This window comes from Rhodococcus sp. MALMAid1271 (assembly GCF_049195265.1).
In the GTDB taxonomy this organism is placed as follows: Bacteria; Actinomycetota; Actinomycetes; order Mycobacteriales; family Mycobacteriaceae; genus Rhodococcoides.
Genome location: NZ_JBMIRQ010000097.1, coordinates 65279 through 82198, shown reverse-complemented (window position 1 = coordinate 82198; position 16920 = coordinate 65279). Strand labels below are relative to the sequence as shown.

General features: G+C 64.2%; 12 protein-coding genes. 9 read left to right on the top strand and 3 right to left on the bottom strand.

What is annotated here, in order from left to right; genetic code table 11:
- The first annotated feature begins 15 nt into the window (after window positions 1–15).
- From nuoL to nuoN, 3 genes are read left to right on the top strand one after another with little or no spacing between them, the layout of a single operon-like run.
- Window positions 16–1887, top strand: a complete 1872-nt coding sequence (nuoL, locus tag ACOQFP_RS14960) for an NADH-quinone oxidoreductase subunit L (protein ID WP_421584763.1) — start codon at window positions 16–18, stop codon at window positions 1885–1887.
- Window positions 1884–3419, top strand: coding sequence for an NADH-quinone oxidoreductase subunit M (locus tag ACOQFP_RS14955; RefSeq protein ID WP_421584762.1), 1536 nt, complete (start codon window positions 1884–1886; stop codon window positions 3417–3419). The genes nuoL and ACOQFP_RS14955 overlap by 4 nt, the downstream gene beginning before the upstream one ends.
- A complete protein-coding gene (nuoN, locus tag ACOQFP_RS14950; protein ID WP_421584761.1) occupies window positions 3419–4981 on the top strand; it encodes an NADH-quinone oxidoreductase subunit NuoN in 1563 nt (520 codons plus the stop codon). Before ACOQFP_RS14955 ends, nuoN begins: the two co-directional genes overlap by 1 nt.
- 10 nt (window positions 4982–4991) lie before the next feature.
- Here the strand turns inward: nuoN and ACOQFP_RS14945 are convergent, their stop codons facing one another.
- Window positions 4992–5489, bottom strand: coding sequence for a DUF4188 domain-containing protein (locus ACOQFP_RS14945; protein ID WP_421584760.1), 498 nt, complete (start codon window positions 5487–5489; stop codon window positions 4992–4994).
- A gap of 57 nt (window positions 5490–5546) precedes the next feature.
- Between ACOQFP_RS14945 and ACOQFP_RS14940 the strand changes: the two genes are divergently transcribed.
- Window positions 5547–6140: a TetR/AcrR family transcriptional regulator gene (locus ACOQFP_RS14940; protein WP_421584759.1), complete on the top strand. Its 594-nt coding sequence runs from the start codon at window positions 5547–5549 to the stop codon at window positions 6138–6140.
- Here ACOQFP_RS14940 and ACOQFP_RS14935 read toward each other — a convergent pair.
- Window positions 6134–7030: a YdcF family protein gene (locus tag ACOQFP_RS14935; protein WP_421584758.1), complete on the bottom strand. Its 897-nt coding sequence runs from the start codon at window positions 7028–7030 to the stop codon at window positions 6134–6136. The two genes, ACOQFP_RS14940 and ACOQFP_RS14935, sit on opposite strands and share 7 nt — an antisense overlap.
- Before the next feature lie 151 nt (window positions 7031–7181).
- Window positions 7182–7436 (bottom strand): hypothetical protein, encoded by a 255-nt coding sequence (locus ACOQFP_RS14930; protein WP_206490565.1) that lies wholly within the window; start codon window positions 7434–7436, stop codon window positions 7182–7184.
- Window positions 7437–7624: 188 nt separating this feature from the next.
- Here ACOQFP_RS14930 and ACOQFP_RS14925 point away from each other — a divergent pair, with 188 nt between their 5' ends.
- The 5 genes from ACOQFP_RS14925 to ACOQFP_RS14905 are packed head-to-tail and all read left to right on the top strand — an operon-like array spanning window position 7625 to window position 16862.
- A complete protein-coding gene (locus ACOQFP_RS14925; protein WP_421584757.1) occupies window positions 7625–9151 on the top strand; it encodes an aldehyde dehydrogenase family protein in 1527 nt (508 codons plus the stop codon).
- Between the two features lie 24 nt (window positions 9152–9175).
- Window positions 9176–10687, top strand: coding sequence for an APC family permease (locus ACOQFP_RS14920; RefSeq protein ID WP_421584756.1), 1512 nt, complete (start codon window positions 9176–9178; stop codon window positions 10685–10687).
- Window positions 10688–10699: 12 nt separating this feature from the next.
- Entirely contained in the window at window positions 10700–12247 is a 1548-nt protein-coding gene (locus tag ACOQFP_RS14915) for a GMC family oxidoreductase (RefSeq protein WP_421584755.1), read from the top strand.
- Window positions 12237–14159 (top strand): putative nucleotidyltransferase substrate binding domain-containing protein, encoded by a 1923-nt coding sequence (locus ACOQFP_RS14910; RefSeq protein ID WP_421584754.1) that lies wholly within the window; start codon window positions 12237–12239, stop codon window positions 14157–14159. Before ACOQFP_RS14915 ends, ACOQFP_RS14910 begins: the two co-directional genes overlap by 11 nt.
- 24 nt (window positions 14160–14183) lie before the next feature.
- Complete coding sequence (locus tag ACOQFP_RS14905; protein ID WP_421584753.1) at window positions 14184–16862, top strand: MGH1-like glycoside hydrolase domain-containing protein; 2679 nt, start codon at window positions 14184–14186, stop codon at window positions 16860–16862.
- Window positions 16863–16920: the final 58 nt, after the last annotated feature.

Genomic DNA, 16920 nt, shown 5'->3' with positions numbered 1-16920 from the left:
GGGGGAGCTGAAACGATGTCGATACTGTGGCTTCTCCCGGCTCTGCCGGCGTTCGGTGCGGCCGTCCTGCTGCTCGGCGGGCGGCGCTGCAACTCCTGGGGGCACCTGGTTGCCACAGCTGCAGCCGTGGCCTCGTTCGTCGTCGCGGCACTGGTGTTCGTCTCGATGCTCGGACGTGACGAGTCGAGCCGAGCGCTCGGTCAGTCGCTGTTCCGATGGGTGCCGGTCGATCAGCTGCAGGTCGACTTCGGCCTTCGCGCCGACCAGCTGTCGATCTGCTTCGTCCTGCTGATCACCGGCGTCGGATCACTCATCCACGTCTACTCCATCGGCTACATGAGCCACGACCCCGGACGCCGACGATTCTTCGCGTACCTCAATCTGTTTCTCGCAGCCATGCTGCTGCTGGTCCTTGCCGACAACTTCCTCGGCCTCTATCTGGGGTGGGAGGGCGTCGGGCTCGCGTCGTACCTGCTCATCGGGTTCTGGCAGCACAAGCCGTCGGCAGCATCGGCCGCACGAAAAGCCTTCGTGGTCAACCGGGTCGGTGATATCGGCCTCGCCATTGCGCTGATGATCATGTTCGTGAATTTCGGATCGGTGCAGTACGACGTCGTGTTCGCCGGAATCGGTACCGCCGGTGAGTCGGTCGCGACGGCGATGGCGCTGATGTTGCTGTTGGCGGCCTGCGGCAAGTCGGCCCAGGTGCCGCTGCAGTCGTGGCTCGGTGATGCGATGGAGGGCCCGACGCCGGTGTCGGCTCTCATCCACGCGGCGACCATGGTCACTGCAGGTGTGTATCTCATCGTGCGCTCCGGCCCGGTGTTCGAGGCGTCGCCGGTCGCCCGAGCCGCTACCGTCACCGTCGGTGCCATCACGTTGCTGTTCGGTGCCGTGATCGGCTGCGCCAAGGACGACATCAAGAAGGCGCTCGCGGCGTCGACGATGAGCCAGATCGGGTACATGGTGCTCGCCGCCGGGCTCGGCCCGTCCGGATACCCCTTCGCCATAGCGCTGCTGCTCTCGCACGGGTTCTTCAAGGCCGGTCTGTTCCTGGGGGCGGGCTCGGTGATGCACGCGATGAACGACGAGACCGACATGCGACGGTTCGGCGGGCTTCGCGCCGCGATGCCGATCACGTTCGCCACGTTCGGCCTCGGCTTCCTCGCCATCATCGGGGTACCACCGTTCTCCGGCTTCTTCGCCAAGGACCCCATCATCGAGGTCGCGTTCGCGGCCGGGGGAGCGGAGGGTGTGGTGCTCGGCTGCGTGACGTTGCTCGGTGCGGGACTGACGGCGTTCTACATGACCCGGGTGATGCTGATGACATTCTTCGGGCCGAAACGATGGGCGGCGCAAGCACATCCGCACGAGGCACCGCCGACGATGACCGCCCCGATGATCGTTCTGGCCATCGGCTCGGTCGCTGCGGGTGCCTTCCTCACGGTGGGCGGACGCCTCGAGACGTGGCTGGAGCCGGTGGTGGGGTCGGCGCACGAGGAGCACACGATACCCGCCTGGGTCGTGACGGTCGCAGTGCTCGTGGTGGTGCTCGCGGGCGCGAGCGTCGCCTACCGCAAGTACATCGCCCACGAGGTTCCCGAGACACCACCGGAGAATGTGTCGGGCTTGACCAGAGCGGCGCGAGTGGATCTGTACGGAGATGCCGTCAACGAGGCCGTGTTCATGCGTCCGGGCCAAAAACTCACGCGCACATTGGTACTCGCCGACACAGCGGGCATCGACGCCGTCGTGGACGGGGTGGGGAGATCGATCGGAGGCGTATCGACTCGATCTCGGCGCCTGCAAACCGGATTCGTTCGGTCCTATGCGCTGGCGATGTTCGCCGGGGCTGTTCTCGTCGTGCTGATGGTGGTGGTTCTGTGACGATTCCCGGGTTGACCGTCCTGTGGGTGCTTCCCGTTCTGGGCGCTGTCGTCGTCGCCCTTCTCCCAGCTGATCGACCGAGGTTGGCGCGTAGCGTCGCAGTGGGTTTCGCCACCGGTACCCTCGCGGTGTCGGTCGCACTCGCGGTCGCCTTCGACACCGGGGGAGATCGGTACCAGTTCGTCGAGGACCATTCCTGGATAGCGGCGTTCGGTGCGCGCTACACGCTCGGTCTCGACGGACTCGGCCTGGTGCTGGTGTTGTTGACCACCGTTCTGACGCCGCTGTTGCTGATCGCGGGCTGGCACGATGGCAGCCGGGTGGCGAACCACGGTTCTCGACGGTCCCCGCACACGTACACGGCGTTGATCCTGGTGGTCGAGTCCATGGTGATCGTCTCGTTCTTGTCGCTGGACGTGTTGCTGTTCTACATCTTCTTCGAGGCGATGCTGATCCCGATGTACTTCCTCATCGGTGGTTTCGGGGGCGTCGAGCGGACGCGAGCCGCGGTGAAGTTCCTGCTGTACAACCTGTTCGGTGGACTGGTGATGTTGGCTGCAGTCATCGGGTTGTACGTCGTCACGGCCAGGGCGGGGAGTCCGTTCGACGGGGGTACGTTCGATCTGCGCACCATCGCGGATGCGGCGGCAGCGGGCGGGCTCGGCGTGGATTCGGCGGTGCTCAACGCGCTGTTCCTGGGCTTCATGTTCGCCTTCGCGATCAAGGCGCCGCTGTGGCCGTTCCATACCTGGCTGCCCGATGCCGCCGTGCAATCCACTCCCGCGACAGCCGTGCTGATGATGTCAGTGGTGGACAAGGTCGGCACGTTCGCGATGCTGCGCTTCTGCCTCGAGCTCTTTCCCGGATCATCGCAGACTTTCGCGCCATGGATCATCACCCTGGCGGTGATCGGCATCGTGTACGGAGCGATCCTCGCGATCGGCCAGACCGACATGATGAGACTGATTGCGTACACCTCGATTTCGCATTTCGGATTCATCATTCTCGGTATTTTCGCGATGACGGGGCAGAGTCAGGCCGGTGCAACGCTCTACATGGTCAATCACGGGATTTCCACGGCTGCGTTGTTCTTGATCGCGGGCTTCCTCGTCTCTCGTCGTGGTTCACGGGCAATCGCAGATTACGGTGGGGTGCAGAAGGTCGCGCCGGTACTCGCCGGAACTTTTCTGATCTCGGGACTGGCCACGCTCTCGCTTCCTGGACTGGCCCCGTTCATCAGTGAATTCCTGGTATTGATCGGCACATTCGGTCGGTACGGTGTCGCGGCGATCGTGGCCACCGGCGCGCTGGTGCTGTCGGCGATCTACATTCTCTGGCTCTATCAGCGGGTGATGACGGGTCCGGTCCGAGTGGGCAACGACAAGATCTCCGATCTCGTCCCTCGTGAGTTGGTGGTGGTGGTTCCGCTGCTCGCATTGCTCATCGTGTTCGGGGTGTATCCGAAGCCGGCGCTCGATGTCATCACTCCGGCTGTGCAATCCACGATTGTCGACAGTTCAGGAGGTCAGTGATGACCACACCCGAGGTGCAGTACGGTCTGCTCTCGCCGATGCTGATCGTCTTCGGAGTCGCGGTTCTCGGAGTCCTCGTCGAAGCATTCGTCCCGAGGCGGGCACGTCGGGCAACGCATCTGGGTCTTGCGCTCGCCGGTCTGGTGGCGGCACTGGTTGCAGTGATCGCTCTGGCCGGCACCGAGGCTTCGGCGATGTCCGGTGCGGTGGCAATCGATGGGCCGACGCTGTTTCTGCAGGGAACCATTGTGTTGGTGGCGATTCCGGCCCTTGCGCTCCTGGCGGAACGCACCGTCGCCGTCACCGAGTCCGGTGCCGAGCGCCGAATCGACTCGTTCACCCCGCAAGCCTCCACCATTCCCGGAAGCGTGGCCGAACGAGAAGCCGTCGACGCAGGAGTTGCTCAGACCGAGGTCTTTCCGCTTGCGATGTTCGCGATCGGCGGCATGCTGCTGTTCCCGGCGTCCGCGGATCTGCTGACGATGTTCGTCGCCTTGGAAGTGTTCTCGCTGCCGCTGTATCTGCTGTGCGGTCTGGCACGGCGACGCCGGTTGCTCTCCCAGGAAGCGGCGCTGAAGTATTTTCTGCTCGGAGCTTTCTCTTCCGCGTTCTTTCTGTTCGGAGTCGCGTTCTTGTACGGCTACGCCGGTACCGTCCGGTTGGACGGCATCGCCGAGGCCATCGCGGCAGATGGACAGGGCAGATCGCTGGCGCTGATCGGTGTCGCATTGCTGGCTGTGGGGCTGCTGTTCAAAGTCGGTGCAGTGCCTTTTCATTCGTGGATTCCCGATGTCTATCAGGGTGCGCCCACGCCGGTGACCGCATTGATGGCGACGGTGACCAAGGTGGCGGCCTTCGGCGCGATCGTGCGGATCTTCGGGATGGCGCTGCCTGGACTCGAGTCGAGTTGGCGGCCGATGCTGTGGGTGATCGCGGTCGCGACGATGGTGCTCGGTTCGGTTGTCGCAGTGACGCAAACGGACGTCAAGCGGATGCTGGCCTACTCGTCTGTGGCGCACACCGGCTTCATCCTCACCGGAGTGACCGCGCTGGGTAATTCGGGTGATGTGGGTGATTCCGGTGTCTCGGCCACCATGTTCTACCTCGTGGCCTACGCGTTCAGCACTCTCGGTGGATTCGCGATCATCGGTCTGGCCCGAGACGAACGTGGTGAGGTGGGCGATCTGGACCGGTGGGCAGGGATCGGTCGACGTTCACCGCTCGTCGCTGCCGTGTTCGGGCTGTTTCTGCTCTCTTTCGCCGGTATCCCGCTCACCAGTGGTTTCATCGGCAAGTTCGCGGTGTTCAGCGCTGCCTCGGGCGCCGGCGGAGCCGCACTGGTGGTCGTCGGGGTGGTGTGCAGCGCGATCGCCGCGTTCTTCTACGTTCGAGTGATCGTGCTGATGTTCTTCACCGATCCCACCGACCGCACCGCCACGATGGTGCGTCCGACGGCGTCGGTGACGCTCGCTATCGGAGTATCGGTGGTAGTCACCGTGGCACTGGGAGTGTTCCCGCAGCCGGTGCTGGACCTCGCGTCGCGGGCCGGCACCTTCCTGTAGGGCCACATCGTCAGTGCCCGCGGGTCATTCGCTGCTTCCACGTCTGCGATCCGGGGCCGACCTCGGTGCCTCCCAGCGCGGCGGCCAGACCGAACGAGGGCATGTTGACATAGATCGATTCGCTGTTCGTTGCGCTTGCGGTGTAGGTCTCGTGCCACACCCCGACGTGCCTGGTGGCTGCCACCGCTCGATTGAAGGAGCGCCACGCGGGAGCATGGGGCGCATCGGGATCCGATGCGAATCGCGTCAGGTCCTCGGCGCTGCGCCAGTAGCTGACGAGAACGGTCGTGCGGCCGAACCACGAGTGGTAACTCAGCAGTCCCGATTTCGGGTCGCGTTCGAGATGGCGAAGCATCTTCGGCATCGCGCCTGCGACGGGAAGCCAGGAACGAATCGCCACAGGATTGTTGATGCGCATTCCGATGAGGAACACCGTCACGGTCTCGCGATCGGATTCGACGGTGCGGCGACCTTCGATGATGGGTGGCATGGGGGTCCAATCTTTCATGGGCTGCTCACTATTTCGTCACACTGTTATAAAACACTGTTGTGGTAGGTTTCGCAAGTGGCGAGACCGAGAATTCACGACGCGGAGCTACGTTTCAGGCTGCTCGAGGCTGCAGCGGAAAGCGTCGCTCAGCACGGCGTCGAATCGTTGTCACTGCGCAAATTGGCCGCAGCCGAAGGGACGTCGACCACGGCCATCTACTCGTTGTTCGGTGGTCGTGCGGAGCTGCTGGTGGCGTTGTTCTCTGCGTCGTTCTCCAGTTTCGGTGACGCACAACGTCGAGTTCCCGTCACCGGCGATCCCGAGGTCGATCTGCGCGAACTCGCGGCGGCGTACCGGGACTGGGCACTGCGTAACCCCAACCTGTACGCGGTGATGTTCGGGGGTGTGCTCGGCGGAGTCGATGTAGCGGACGAGGCGCATCTCGCCGATGCAGCGATGGATCCGCTCCGGGCGGCAGTCACGAGCGCTGTCGGAGGCGGCGTTCTGCGCGGCGCGTCGGTCGAGTTGATCACCCACTCGTTCTGGGCGATCGTGCACGGATTGGTGTCACTCGAGCTGGCAATGCTTGCCGATTCGGACGAACAGACCCGTCGATCGATGTTCGAGGCGGGAACGGAATCGGTACTGCGGGGATGGTCGCGTCAGTAGAAGCGCGGGATTCCGAGGATCTTGGTGGCATCGACGGTCATGCCCAACCGCGAGGTGGGAGCGAGTGCAGGAAGATCGGGTATGTCCTCGGGAGTTGTGGTGGCAGCACCGATCACGTCGGCACCGGCAATCTCGAAGTCCGACATTGCGCGTCGCAGATGGCTCGGAGTCGTTGCCAGTACGATGGACTCGGCACCGATCTCCGCAGCCAGCGCGGTGGCATGCTGCGCGTTCTGCACCGTCGAGTTCGCAGTGGATTCGGCATGAATGCGGTCCGTTTCGATCCCGTTGTCGATCAGCCATCGCCGCATCGCCTCGGCCTCGGTGATCCCGTTCTGCGGATTTCCGCCGGTGACGATGATGGGCGAATCGGGGGAGAGCTCGGCTGCCGCGACGGCGGAGCGTAGCCGCTGAACCAGCTCCGCTGCCATACTGCCGTCACCGTTCAGGCCCAGACCCAGCACCACTATCGCGGTGCGCGGACCGTCGGTCACCGGTGCGAAGTCGATCTCTTCGGTTGCTGTGCGATCGATGACGGCGATAGCCCGGTCGACCGCATCGGCGAGTGTCGGAGACAGCTCCCGTAGGCGGGCCGAATGCCGAACGCGGGCATCGGCATCGGCGGTCGCGTTGGCGTAGAACGTCTGCAGTGCCGCTACGTTGGCATCGTCGGGGGCCGCGGCCGCCAGCGCCTCCAATGCGGCGAACCCGGAATCGTAGCGGCCTTTGACCAGAGCGTTCTGTGCATCGTTGTACTGCTGCGCATCGGCCGACCTGACGGTCTCTACTGCGCTGACCGAAGAAATGGAGGTGTCGGGCTGTGCCGTCGCCACACCCGCGCCGACGCCCAGCGTGAGAGCAGTACTCCAGGCCAGGACGGTAACGCGCATCGTCGGGCGAGCTGGGCGGTGACGCACGGCTGATGCCTTTCGGAGGTGACGGGTTTCCGCCACCCTAGCTCAGTTCGGTGCCAGTGTGACTGGTGTGGGTGAAGTTTCCAGAGTTACACGAATGTGCTTCTGAGCAGGCATTCCGTGGTGGCTACATGGTGACCGGGGCCCGGCCGCGATCGGCAGGCTCGATCGTCACCTCGGCGTCGGGAAGAAACACTCGTTCGGTCGTGGTGGTTCCGTCGACGCCATCGGTGACGGTGATCGCAACATTTTCGGCCACCTGCCCTGCGCTCTCGATGAACCCGGTCGCAACGCCTTCCTCGATGAGCAGATGATCACCCACCAACAGGAGTAACTCGTCAGCTGTCACCGTTCGTCTGCCACCGATGTCTTCGATCGTCATGAACACCACCATAGTGCGGTTTGCGTGCAGTGCGGTCCTGCGCAAACTGCACTCGATGCTCTCGCTGTTCGCAATCGTTCGGTATCGCGCACCGAAGGGCGACGCGACCTGATTCGTTGGCGTCACCGGCCGCCTGAGGGCATACCGTAGAACCACGATCAGGCCCACACACGGAAGAAGGCGTTTCAGTGACCGACTCCGATGCAGGACTCGACCCGACTTCGCTGCGACCCTCACTGTTGATCGACGGGCAGTGGCAAGGATCCGGTGACGGCGGTACCCGAGAGGTCATCGATCCCGCGAACGGCAGCACGGTCGCAGTGGTGGACGAGGCCACATCCGATGACGCCCTGCGCGCGGTTGCCGCGGCGCGGACCGCGTTCGACGACGGGCCGTGGCGTTCGGTGACCGTGGGCGAGCGCAGCGCTCTGCTCACCCGTATCGCAGATCTCCTTCAGCGCGACAAGGCAGAACTCGCGCGCATCGAGACTCTCGACACGGGAAAGACGTTCGGCGAGAGTGAGATCGACATCGACGACGTGACGTCGGTATTCCGGTTCTACGCAGATCTGGTTGCGGTGCAGGCGGATCGACTGATCGACGTCGACCGGCCCGAGATTCTCAGCCGTGTGGTCCACGAACCGATCGGTGTCTGCGTCATGATCGCGCCGTGGAACTATCCGTTGCTGCAGATCTCGTGGAAGATCGCGCCCGCGTTGGCGGCAGGTTGCACGATGGTGCTCAAGCCCAGCGAGGTGACTCCGCTCAGCACCATCGCGTTCACCAAGTTGATCGAGGAAGCCGGCGTGCCGTCCGGGGTGGTCAATCTGCTCCAAGGCAGCGGCGCGGTTCTCGGGGACGCGCTCACCAGAAACCGCGACGTGGACTTCATCTCGTTCACCGGCGGGTTGGCAACCGGTAGGACCATCCTCGCCGCGGCGGCGGAGAACGTCACCAAGGTCGCCGTCGAGCTCGGAGGCAAGAATCCGCACATCGTGTTCGCCGACGCGGTGGCTGACGATCAGTCTTTCGCCGATTCGGTCGACAACGTGTTGACAGGGGTGTTCCTGCACTCGGGTCAGGTGTGTTCGGCCGGTACTCGGCTGATCATCGAGGAGTCCGTTGCCGACAGGTTCGTCGCTGCCGTCGCCGCGCGCGCCCAGGACATCGTGATAGGACCGGGTATGGACCCTGCCACCGAGACCGGACCACTGGTATCGCAGGCGCAGCGCGAGAAGATCGAGGGATTCGTCGCAGGGGGGATCGCAGAAGGCGCGACTCTGGTGATCGGTGGGACCAAGCCGGACAATTCGGATTTGGATGAGGGTAGCTATTTCTTGCCGACGATATTCGACCATTGCGACAGGTCGATGAATATCGTGCAGGAGGAGACATTCGGGCCCATACTCACTGTGGAGCGTTTCGACACCGAGGCCGAAGCGCTCCTGCTGGGAAACGATACGAATTATGGTCTCGCCGCGGGAGTTCGGACGTCCGACGCCGCTCGAGGCGAAAGAATGGTGCGTGGGCTGCGCCATGGAACGGTGTGGCTCAACGATTTCGGTGTTTATACGGCCGCCGCGGAATGGGGCGGCTTCAAGCAGTCCGGAAACGGCCGCGAACTCGGTCCGTCCGGTTTGTCCGAATATCAAGAAGCGAAGCATATTTGGCACAACACCTCACCCACGGCGGCGGGGTGGTTCGGCACCCGGTAATGCACGATGGGAAAGGCCGCGAGTATGGCATCGATACAGGACAGCTCGAGTGGGATGAGCGATTTCGGCTACAAGGAATCACTCGACCGCAGTCTCGGTAAATTCGCCAGCTTCGCCGCAGGCGTCAGCTATATCTCCATTCTCACCGGCACATTCCAACTGTTCTACTTCGGCTTCGGCACCGCCGGGCCGGCCTACCTGTGGTCGTGGCCCGCGGTCTTCGTGGGGCAGCTCTGCGTGGCCCTGTGTTTCATGGAACTGGCCGCCAAATATCCGGTAGCCGGATCGGTGTACAACTGGGCAAAGCTGTTGGGCCGTAGAATCGTCGGATGGTCAGCGGGATGGTTGATGCTGACGGCCTCGATCGTGACGCTGGCCGCCGTCGCCCTCGCGCTGCAGTTGAATCTGCCACGCATCTGGAGCGGGTTCCAGATCGTCGGTGACGGTAGCGGTGCCCGAGACTTCGCGGCCAACGCCGTCCTCCTCGGAGCGATTCTGATCGCGATCACCACCACGATCAACGCGCTCGGAGTTCGCCTGATGGCGATGATCAACAGTGCGGGTGTGTTCATCGAGCTCATTGCTGCCGTGCTGATCGCGATTCTGCTCGCGGCCAACATCACTCGTGGCCCCGAGGTGTTCTTCTCCACCAACGGTTACGGTGCCGGGGAAAGCGGCGGGTACCTCGGTGCGTTCTTGGTCGCGTCGCTGGCCTCGGGCTACGTCATGTACGGGTTCGATACTGCGAGCTCACTCGGCGAGGAAACCGTCGAACCTCGGCGCACCGCCCCCGCGGCCATCCTGCGCGCCATCCTCGCCTCGTTCGTGATCGGCGGAGCCATCCTCGTGTTCGCCGTCATGGCTGCGCCGGACCTCGACGATCCCTCGCTCGGCAGCCCGGACGGCAGCTTGCAATCCATCGTCGAAGCGGTGATGTGGGGCCCGCTGGGCACCGTTTTCCTGATCTGCATCGTCATCGCGGTCTTCGTGTGCTCGTTGGCAGTGCACACCGCGGCGATCCGACTCACGTTCGCCATGGCTCGAGACAACGCGTTGCCGTTCGGTGAGAGCCTGGCCAAGGTGAATCCGAAGACCCAGACCCCGGTGGTGCCCGCGGTGACCATCGGCGTACTGGCCATCGTCATCCTCGTGGTCAACATCGGTCAGCCGCAGATCTTCACGGTCCTGACCTCGATCGCGATCATCATGATCTACCTCGCGTACCTGATGGTGACCGGCCCGCTGTTGGTCAAGCGGGTGCACGGTCAGTGGCCTCCGAAAGAGGTGAAAGCCGAGGGGTACTTCACGATAGGTAGGTGGGGGCTGCCGGTCAATATCGCAGCAGTGCTGTGGGGCGGCGGAATGGCCCTCAACCTCGCGTGGCCGCGCGAGGCGGTGTACGGCACCCCCTGGTACAACACATTCGGCGCGTTCGTCTACATCGGCGGCATCCTGGGCGTGGGCTTGCTGTGGTACGCAGTGAAGGGACGCAATCACATCGGCACTCTGAAATCTCATGCCTCCGCGGGCGATTAGAAGGAGCGTGCAGTGACAGACACTCAGTTCGACTACGTCGTCGCAGGAGGTGGGACGGCGGGATGTGTGCTCGCCGCGAGACTGAGCGAGGATCCCTCCGTGAGCGTGTGCCTGGTCGAGGCAGGACCGACGGACGTCGGTGACAGGGCGATTCTCGAACTGAGCCAGTGGATGCATCTCCTCGACTCCGGCTACGACTGGGACTATCCGGTAGAACCGCAGGAGCGCGGAAACAGCTTCATGCGGCATGCGCGAGCGAAAGTGCTCGGTGGCTGCTCGTCGCACAACTCCTGCATCGCATTTCACCCGCCGCCGGAAACTCTCGACGATTGGGCCGCCGCCGGTGCGACCGGTTGGGGAGCGTCGGACATCCTGCCGTTCGTCGCGCGTGTGGAGAACAACGACACCGGTCGTGGACAGGCTGGGCCTGTGCGAATTCGCGACGTGCCCCCCGGTGACCCATGCGGTGCGGCGGTACTCGCCTCGGCCGCCGAGGTAGGGATTCCCACAGTCGCCTTCAACCGCGGTGCGACGGTTCTCAACGGTGCAGGCTGGTTTCAGATCAACGCGGACGCCGACGGCCTGCGGATGTCGACCTCGCACGCGTACCTGCATCCGATCATCGGCACGCGGACGAACCTCGAGGTGCGTACCGACTGCTGGATCAGCGACATCCTGATCGACGAGTCGCTGACGGCGACGGGTGTGCGGTACCAACGTCCGGACCTGACCGGATACGACACCGTGTCCGCGCGACGCGAGGTGATCGTGACCGCAGGTGCCATCGACACTCCGAAGTTGTTGATGCTCTCCGGAATCGGCCCCGCAGCACAGCTACGGGAGATGGGAATTGCCGTACGGGTCGACTCGCCCGGGGTCGGCGAGAACCTCGACGACCACGTCGAGGGTCTGGTGTTCTGGGAGGCGAGCAAACCCATGACCACCACATCCTCGCAGTGGTGGGAGATCGGTGTGTTCGCACAGACCGACTCGACACTGAACTACCCGGACATCATGATGCACTACGGCAGCGTGCCGTTCGATATGAATACGCTGCGGTGGGGCTATCCGAGCACAGACAACGGGTTCTGCCTGACGCCCAATGTGACCCAGGGGCGGTCGAGGGGCACTGTTCGATTGCGGAGCAGGGACTTTCGGGACCGCGCAAAGGTGGATCCGCGGTACTTCACCGACCCGGACGGCCACGACGACGCAGTGATGCTCGCTGGTCTGAAACTGGCGCGCGTCATCGCCGCGCGCGGTCCACTGTCGGGATGGATCGAACGCGAACTCGCACCGGGGCCCGATGCCGTCACCGACGATGACCTGCTCGACTACGTCCACAAGACGCACAACACGGTCTACCACCCCGCCGGCACCGCGCGGATGGGCTCGGTGGACGACGCCATGGCCGTGCTGGATCCGGAATTACGCGTCAAGGGAGTCTCGCACCTGCGCGTGGTCGACGCGTCGGCGATGCCCAAGCTGCCCTACGTCAACCCCAACATCACCGTCATGACGATGGCGGAGAAATGCGCCGACCTGATCCGTGGCGGATAGCTCAGCGCTCGCCGACTTCCTCGGCGCGCACCCACCGTTCCAAGGAGCGCCACCCGCGGCGCTGGCCGAGATCGCCGCGGCTGCCGTCGAGCACGAATATGCCAGTGGTGCATGGGTTGTGGGTCCGGGACGAGCGACCGAGCAGACCGCCACCGACACAGTGTTCATGGTGCGCACCGGACGAGTGGTGATTTTGCACCCGGACCACGCCCAGCCCGCCGAGGTACCGATCGACACCATCGGAGTCGGTGGGGTCTTCGGATTTTCGGCGCTGCTCTCGGGCGGCACCGTCGAATTCGGTGTGCGGGCAATCGAACCGAGCGTCGTACTCGAGCTGCCCGGCGAGCTGAGTCGACCGTGGTTCGCGACGCCGACCGGGCTGGCGTTTCTGGCCGATGCCGTCACGTCCGCTTCCGCGCACCGGGCCGGACCGAGGGAAGGCACTGCCGGCCGCACCGTCGGCGAATTGATTTCTGCCCCTGCTGTGTTCACGACCGTCGGCACCACCGTACGAGACGCGGTTCGACACATGACCGAGCAGGGCAGTTCGTACGTTCTGATCCCGCTGCGAGGTTCGCGGTATGCGATCTTCACCGACCGTGACCTCAGAGTGCGCGTGGTGGCCGCCGGGGTCGGCATCGACACCCCGATCGAACGGGTGATGACCTCGCCCGCCGAGACCGTCACTGCGGACCGTCTCGCAGGCACTGTGCTGATGGACATGCTCGAACGTGGACTGCGGCATATGCCGGTGGTGTCGACCCGCGGTGAGATACTCGGCGTCGTCGACGATTCCGACCTGTACGCCGCGTCCACCAGGCGAAGTTTCGTGGTCCGTCGAGCAGTCATGTCGGCGTCGACCCCCGCCGAACTCGCCGAGGTGGGAAAGCTCGTGCCGCGCCTCGTTGTGGACCTGTTCCGAGGTGGGACCGACGCCATGGCAGTCAGTGCAATCCTGTCGGTGGTGGCGGACAGTCTCGTGCGGCGAGCCGTCGAGATCGAGTGGTCGGCTCGGCCGGAGGTACCGCGCAACAACGTCGCCTGGATAACTCTCGGCAGCGTCGCGCGTCGAGAAGCGATGCCGTCCTCCGATATCGACAGCGCTTTGAGCTGGTTGGATGCCACGGCCGACCCCGATTCGACTGGACAGTCGGATGCGATGCCGAGAACCCGCGACGAAGCACTGATGGAGTTGGCCGTCCGAGTGCACGCAGATCTCGACGGTGCCGGACTGCCCTCGGACACCAATGGCGCGGTGGCGAGTTCGCCGCGCTTCGCGCGCTCGGCACGGCAGTGGGAATCCGCCGCCGAGCACTGGCTCAGCAACCCCTTCGGCGATCGTGGCAATCCGGCAGGGGATTCCGGTCTCATCATGTCCTCGCTGATGATCGACGGCAGGGTGGTCTGGGGACCAAGTGAACTGCACACCGTCCCCGAGGCCTACCGTCGACAACTGGTCGATCACCCCGACGCGCTGCGGTTGCAACTGCGTGAGGCACTCGCCGGACGAGCCCGGCTGCGCTCACTTCGAGATGTGCTGGCTCGCAGAGGCGGCACCTTCGACCTCAAGGCCCACGCGCTGACCCCCATCGTCAACCTCGCTCGCTGGGGTGGACTGTCGGTCGGGATCGGGTCGTCCTCGACCCCTGCGCGACTGGAGGCGGCGTCGGGCAACGGCCTGCTCTCCGAACGCGATGTCGCCACACTGACCGAGGTGTTCGCACTGTTGCAGCGTCTTCGTCTGTCGCATCAGGTGAACCAGCTCGTGGCGGGACATCGACCCGGAGACGTGTTGATCATGGCGGAGCTGTCCCCGCTCGAACGGAGCATGCTCACCGATGGCGTCCGAGAGATTGCCGCAGTCCAACGCCGCGTCGGGTATCTGGCGGCAAACGTCGGCGTGCATCGTTGAGCGCGAACGACCAGACTGTGTGCCGTGACCACCAACCCCGTGACCGTTCCCACCCCGTCCACCGTCGAACACACTCGGTTGGCAGAATCGCCCGGAGTCAGCGGCCCGTGGCGTCAGTGGGGTCCGTACCTGGCGGGACGTCAGTGGGGCACGGTGCGCGAGGACTACTCCGAGGACGGCAACGCCTGGGCGTCGTTCCCGTTCGATCAGGCGCACAAGCGGGCATACCGCTGGGGTGAGGACGGCATCGGCGGAATCTGCGACCGCTTCGGGTTCCTCAACTTCTCGTTCGCACTGTGGAACCGCAAGGATCCGATCCTCAAGGAACGACTGTTCGGCCTCGCCAACGAGGAGGGCAATCACGGTGAGGACGTCAAGGAGTACTTCTGGGCGGTCGATGGAACGCCGACGCACAGCTGGATGCAGTGGCTCTACCGCTATCCGCACGCAGAGTATCCCTACGCTCATCTGCGCGAGGAGAACGCCCGACGTGGGCGTGACGACCGCGAATACGAGCTGGCCGACACGGGCATCCTCGACGAGAACCGGTTCTTCGACGTTCAGGTCACCTACGCGAAAGCCTCACCCGACGACATCTGCATCACCATCTCCATCACCAACCACGGCCCCGAGGCGGCCTCGGTGGACCTTCTGCCGCACCTGTGGTTGCGCAACACCTGGTCCTGGGGACGCGACGAGCGCGGCGGAAAATTGACGCAGCTCAGTCCGCCGGACCTCGTGGCAGGTGGTCTCGAAGCCATCGCCGTCGACCACGGATTTCTCGGTCGCTACTACCTCAGCGCCCAAGGAACACCGGCAGTTCTGTTCTGTGACAACGAAACCAATGCCGAAGCCCTGTGGGGGCAGGAGAACATCTCGGCCTACCCGAAGGACGGCATCGGCCGCCGAGTCGTCGACGGCGATCTCGATGCGGTCAACCCCGAGCAGACCGGGACGAAGGCCGCCTTCTGGTATCGCTTCGACGACATCGCCCCCGGTGCAACGGAATCGGTCCAACTGCGCTTGTCGCCCAACCGGCCGGACGAGCAGACCTTCGGGGCCGGATTCGACGCCGTCAACGTCGACCGTCGGGCCGAGGCCGACGAGTTCTACGGCGCGGTGATCGGTGCCGACCTCACCGAGGCCGATCGGCACGTGGCGCGGCGCGCCTACGCCGGACTGTTGTGGACCAAGCAGCTCTATCGCTACGACGTCGACCAGTGGATCGAGGGTGACAAGGTCGGCGCGCCGACCCCGGAATCGAGGCAGGATCCGGGCGGGCGTAACGCGCACTGGCGGCATCTGGCGCTGGCCGACGTGATTTCCATGCCCGACGAGTGGGAATACCCGTGGTTCGCCGCCTGGGACTTGGCGTTTCACACGATTCCACTGGCACACGTCGATGCCGATTTCGCCAAGGAACAACTGGTACTCATGTGCCGGGAATGGGCCATGCACCCCAACGGCCAACTGCCCGCGTACGAGTGGGAGTTCGGTGACGTCAATCCGCCCGTGCACGCGTGGGCGGCATGGCACGTCTATCGCATCGACGGGTATCGGGATCGCGAGTTCCTGGTGCGGGTGTTCACCAAACTGCTGCTCAACTTCGCCTGGTGGGTCAACCGCAAGGACTCCGAGGGCTCGAACATCTTCGAGGGCGGCTTTCTCGGCATGGACAACATCGGCTTGTTCAACCGGTCCGCGCCGCTGCCTCCCGGATTCCGGCTCGAGCAGTCCGATGCAACGAGTTGGATGGCGTTCTACTGCCAGCAGATGTTCAAGATCGCCCTGGAACTCGCCCGCCACGACAGCGCCTGGGACGACGTCGCGACCAAGTTCTTCTCGCACTTCCTCTCGATCGCGAAGGCCGTCAATTCGTTCGGTTCGCGGCACATTTCGCTGTGGCACGAGGAAGACGGGTTCTTCTACGACGTCCTGGTTCAGCCGGAGGGCGATGCCGTCCCGATGCGGGTTCGATCCATGGTGGGACTGCTGCCCATCCTCGGTGCCACCGAGATCCCGCCCTGGGTGGAGAAGGAGTGCCCCGACCTCGCGGCACGGCTGCGGTGGGTGCAGCACCGACGGCCGGACATGGTCAGCCCGCTGCTGGCGCGGCGTGAGGGCAACGAGGTTCGGATGTTGCTCACGCTCGTTCAGCCGGAGCGACTCAAGCGGATCCTCGCGAGAATGTTCGACTTTGAGGAGTTCTTGTCGGAGTTCGGAATTCGTTCGCTCTCCGCCTCGTATCGCGAACCGGTGACCTTCGACGTCGACGGCAGGAGCATGTCCATCGAATACGAGCCGGGGGAGTCGCGCACCGGAATGTTCGGTGGAAACTCCAACTGGCGCGGGCCGGTGTGGTTCCCGGTGAACGTGCTGTTGGCCGACAAACTTCGCGCCTACGGCCGGTACTACGGCGACTCGTTCACCATCGAAATCCCCACCGGTTCGGGAAATCATCGCACCCTCACCGACGCCGCTGATCTGATCGACAACGGTCTCGCCGGACTGTTTCGTCCGGTCGACGGCAAGCGGCCGGCCGACGGCGATCGCATCGAATCCAGCCTCGACCCACTGTGGAGCGAGCATCCCAGTTTCAACGAGTACTTCGACGGCGACACCGGTGAGGGACTCGGGGCCACCCACCAGACCGGCTGGACGGCATTGGTTGCGCACCTGCTCAGGCCACGTCTGCCGCTGTAGTGCGCTACGCGCAGTGGTGCGGTTATGTGCCCCCCCACGGCACTTTTCCACACCACTG

Coding starts and splice junctions, on each gene's coding strand:
- nuoL (WP_421584763.1), top strand. CDS start 16: ATGTCGATACTGTGGCTTCTCCCGGCTCTGCCGGCGTTCGGTGCGGCC.
- nuoN (WP_421584761.1), top strand. CDS start 3,419: ATGACCACACCCGAGGTGCAGTACGGTCTGCTCTCGCCGATGCTGATC.
- ACOQFP_RS14945 (WP_421584760.1), bottom strand. CDS start 5,489: ATGAAAGATTGGACCCCCATGCCACCCATCATCGAAGGTCGCCGCACC.
- ACOQFP_RS14935 (WP_421584758.1), bottom strand. CDS start 7,030: ATGCGCGTTACCGTCCTGGCCTGGAGTACTGCTCTCACGCTGGGCGTC.
- ACOQFP_RS14930 (WP_206490565.1), bottom strand. CDS start 7,436: ATGACGATCGAAGACATCGGTGGCAGACGAACGGTGACAGCTGACGAG.
- ACOQFP_RS14920 (WP_421584756.1), top strand. CDS start 9,176: ATGGCATCGATACAGGACAGCTCGAGTGGGATGAGCGATTTCGGCTAC.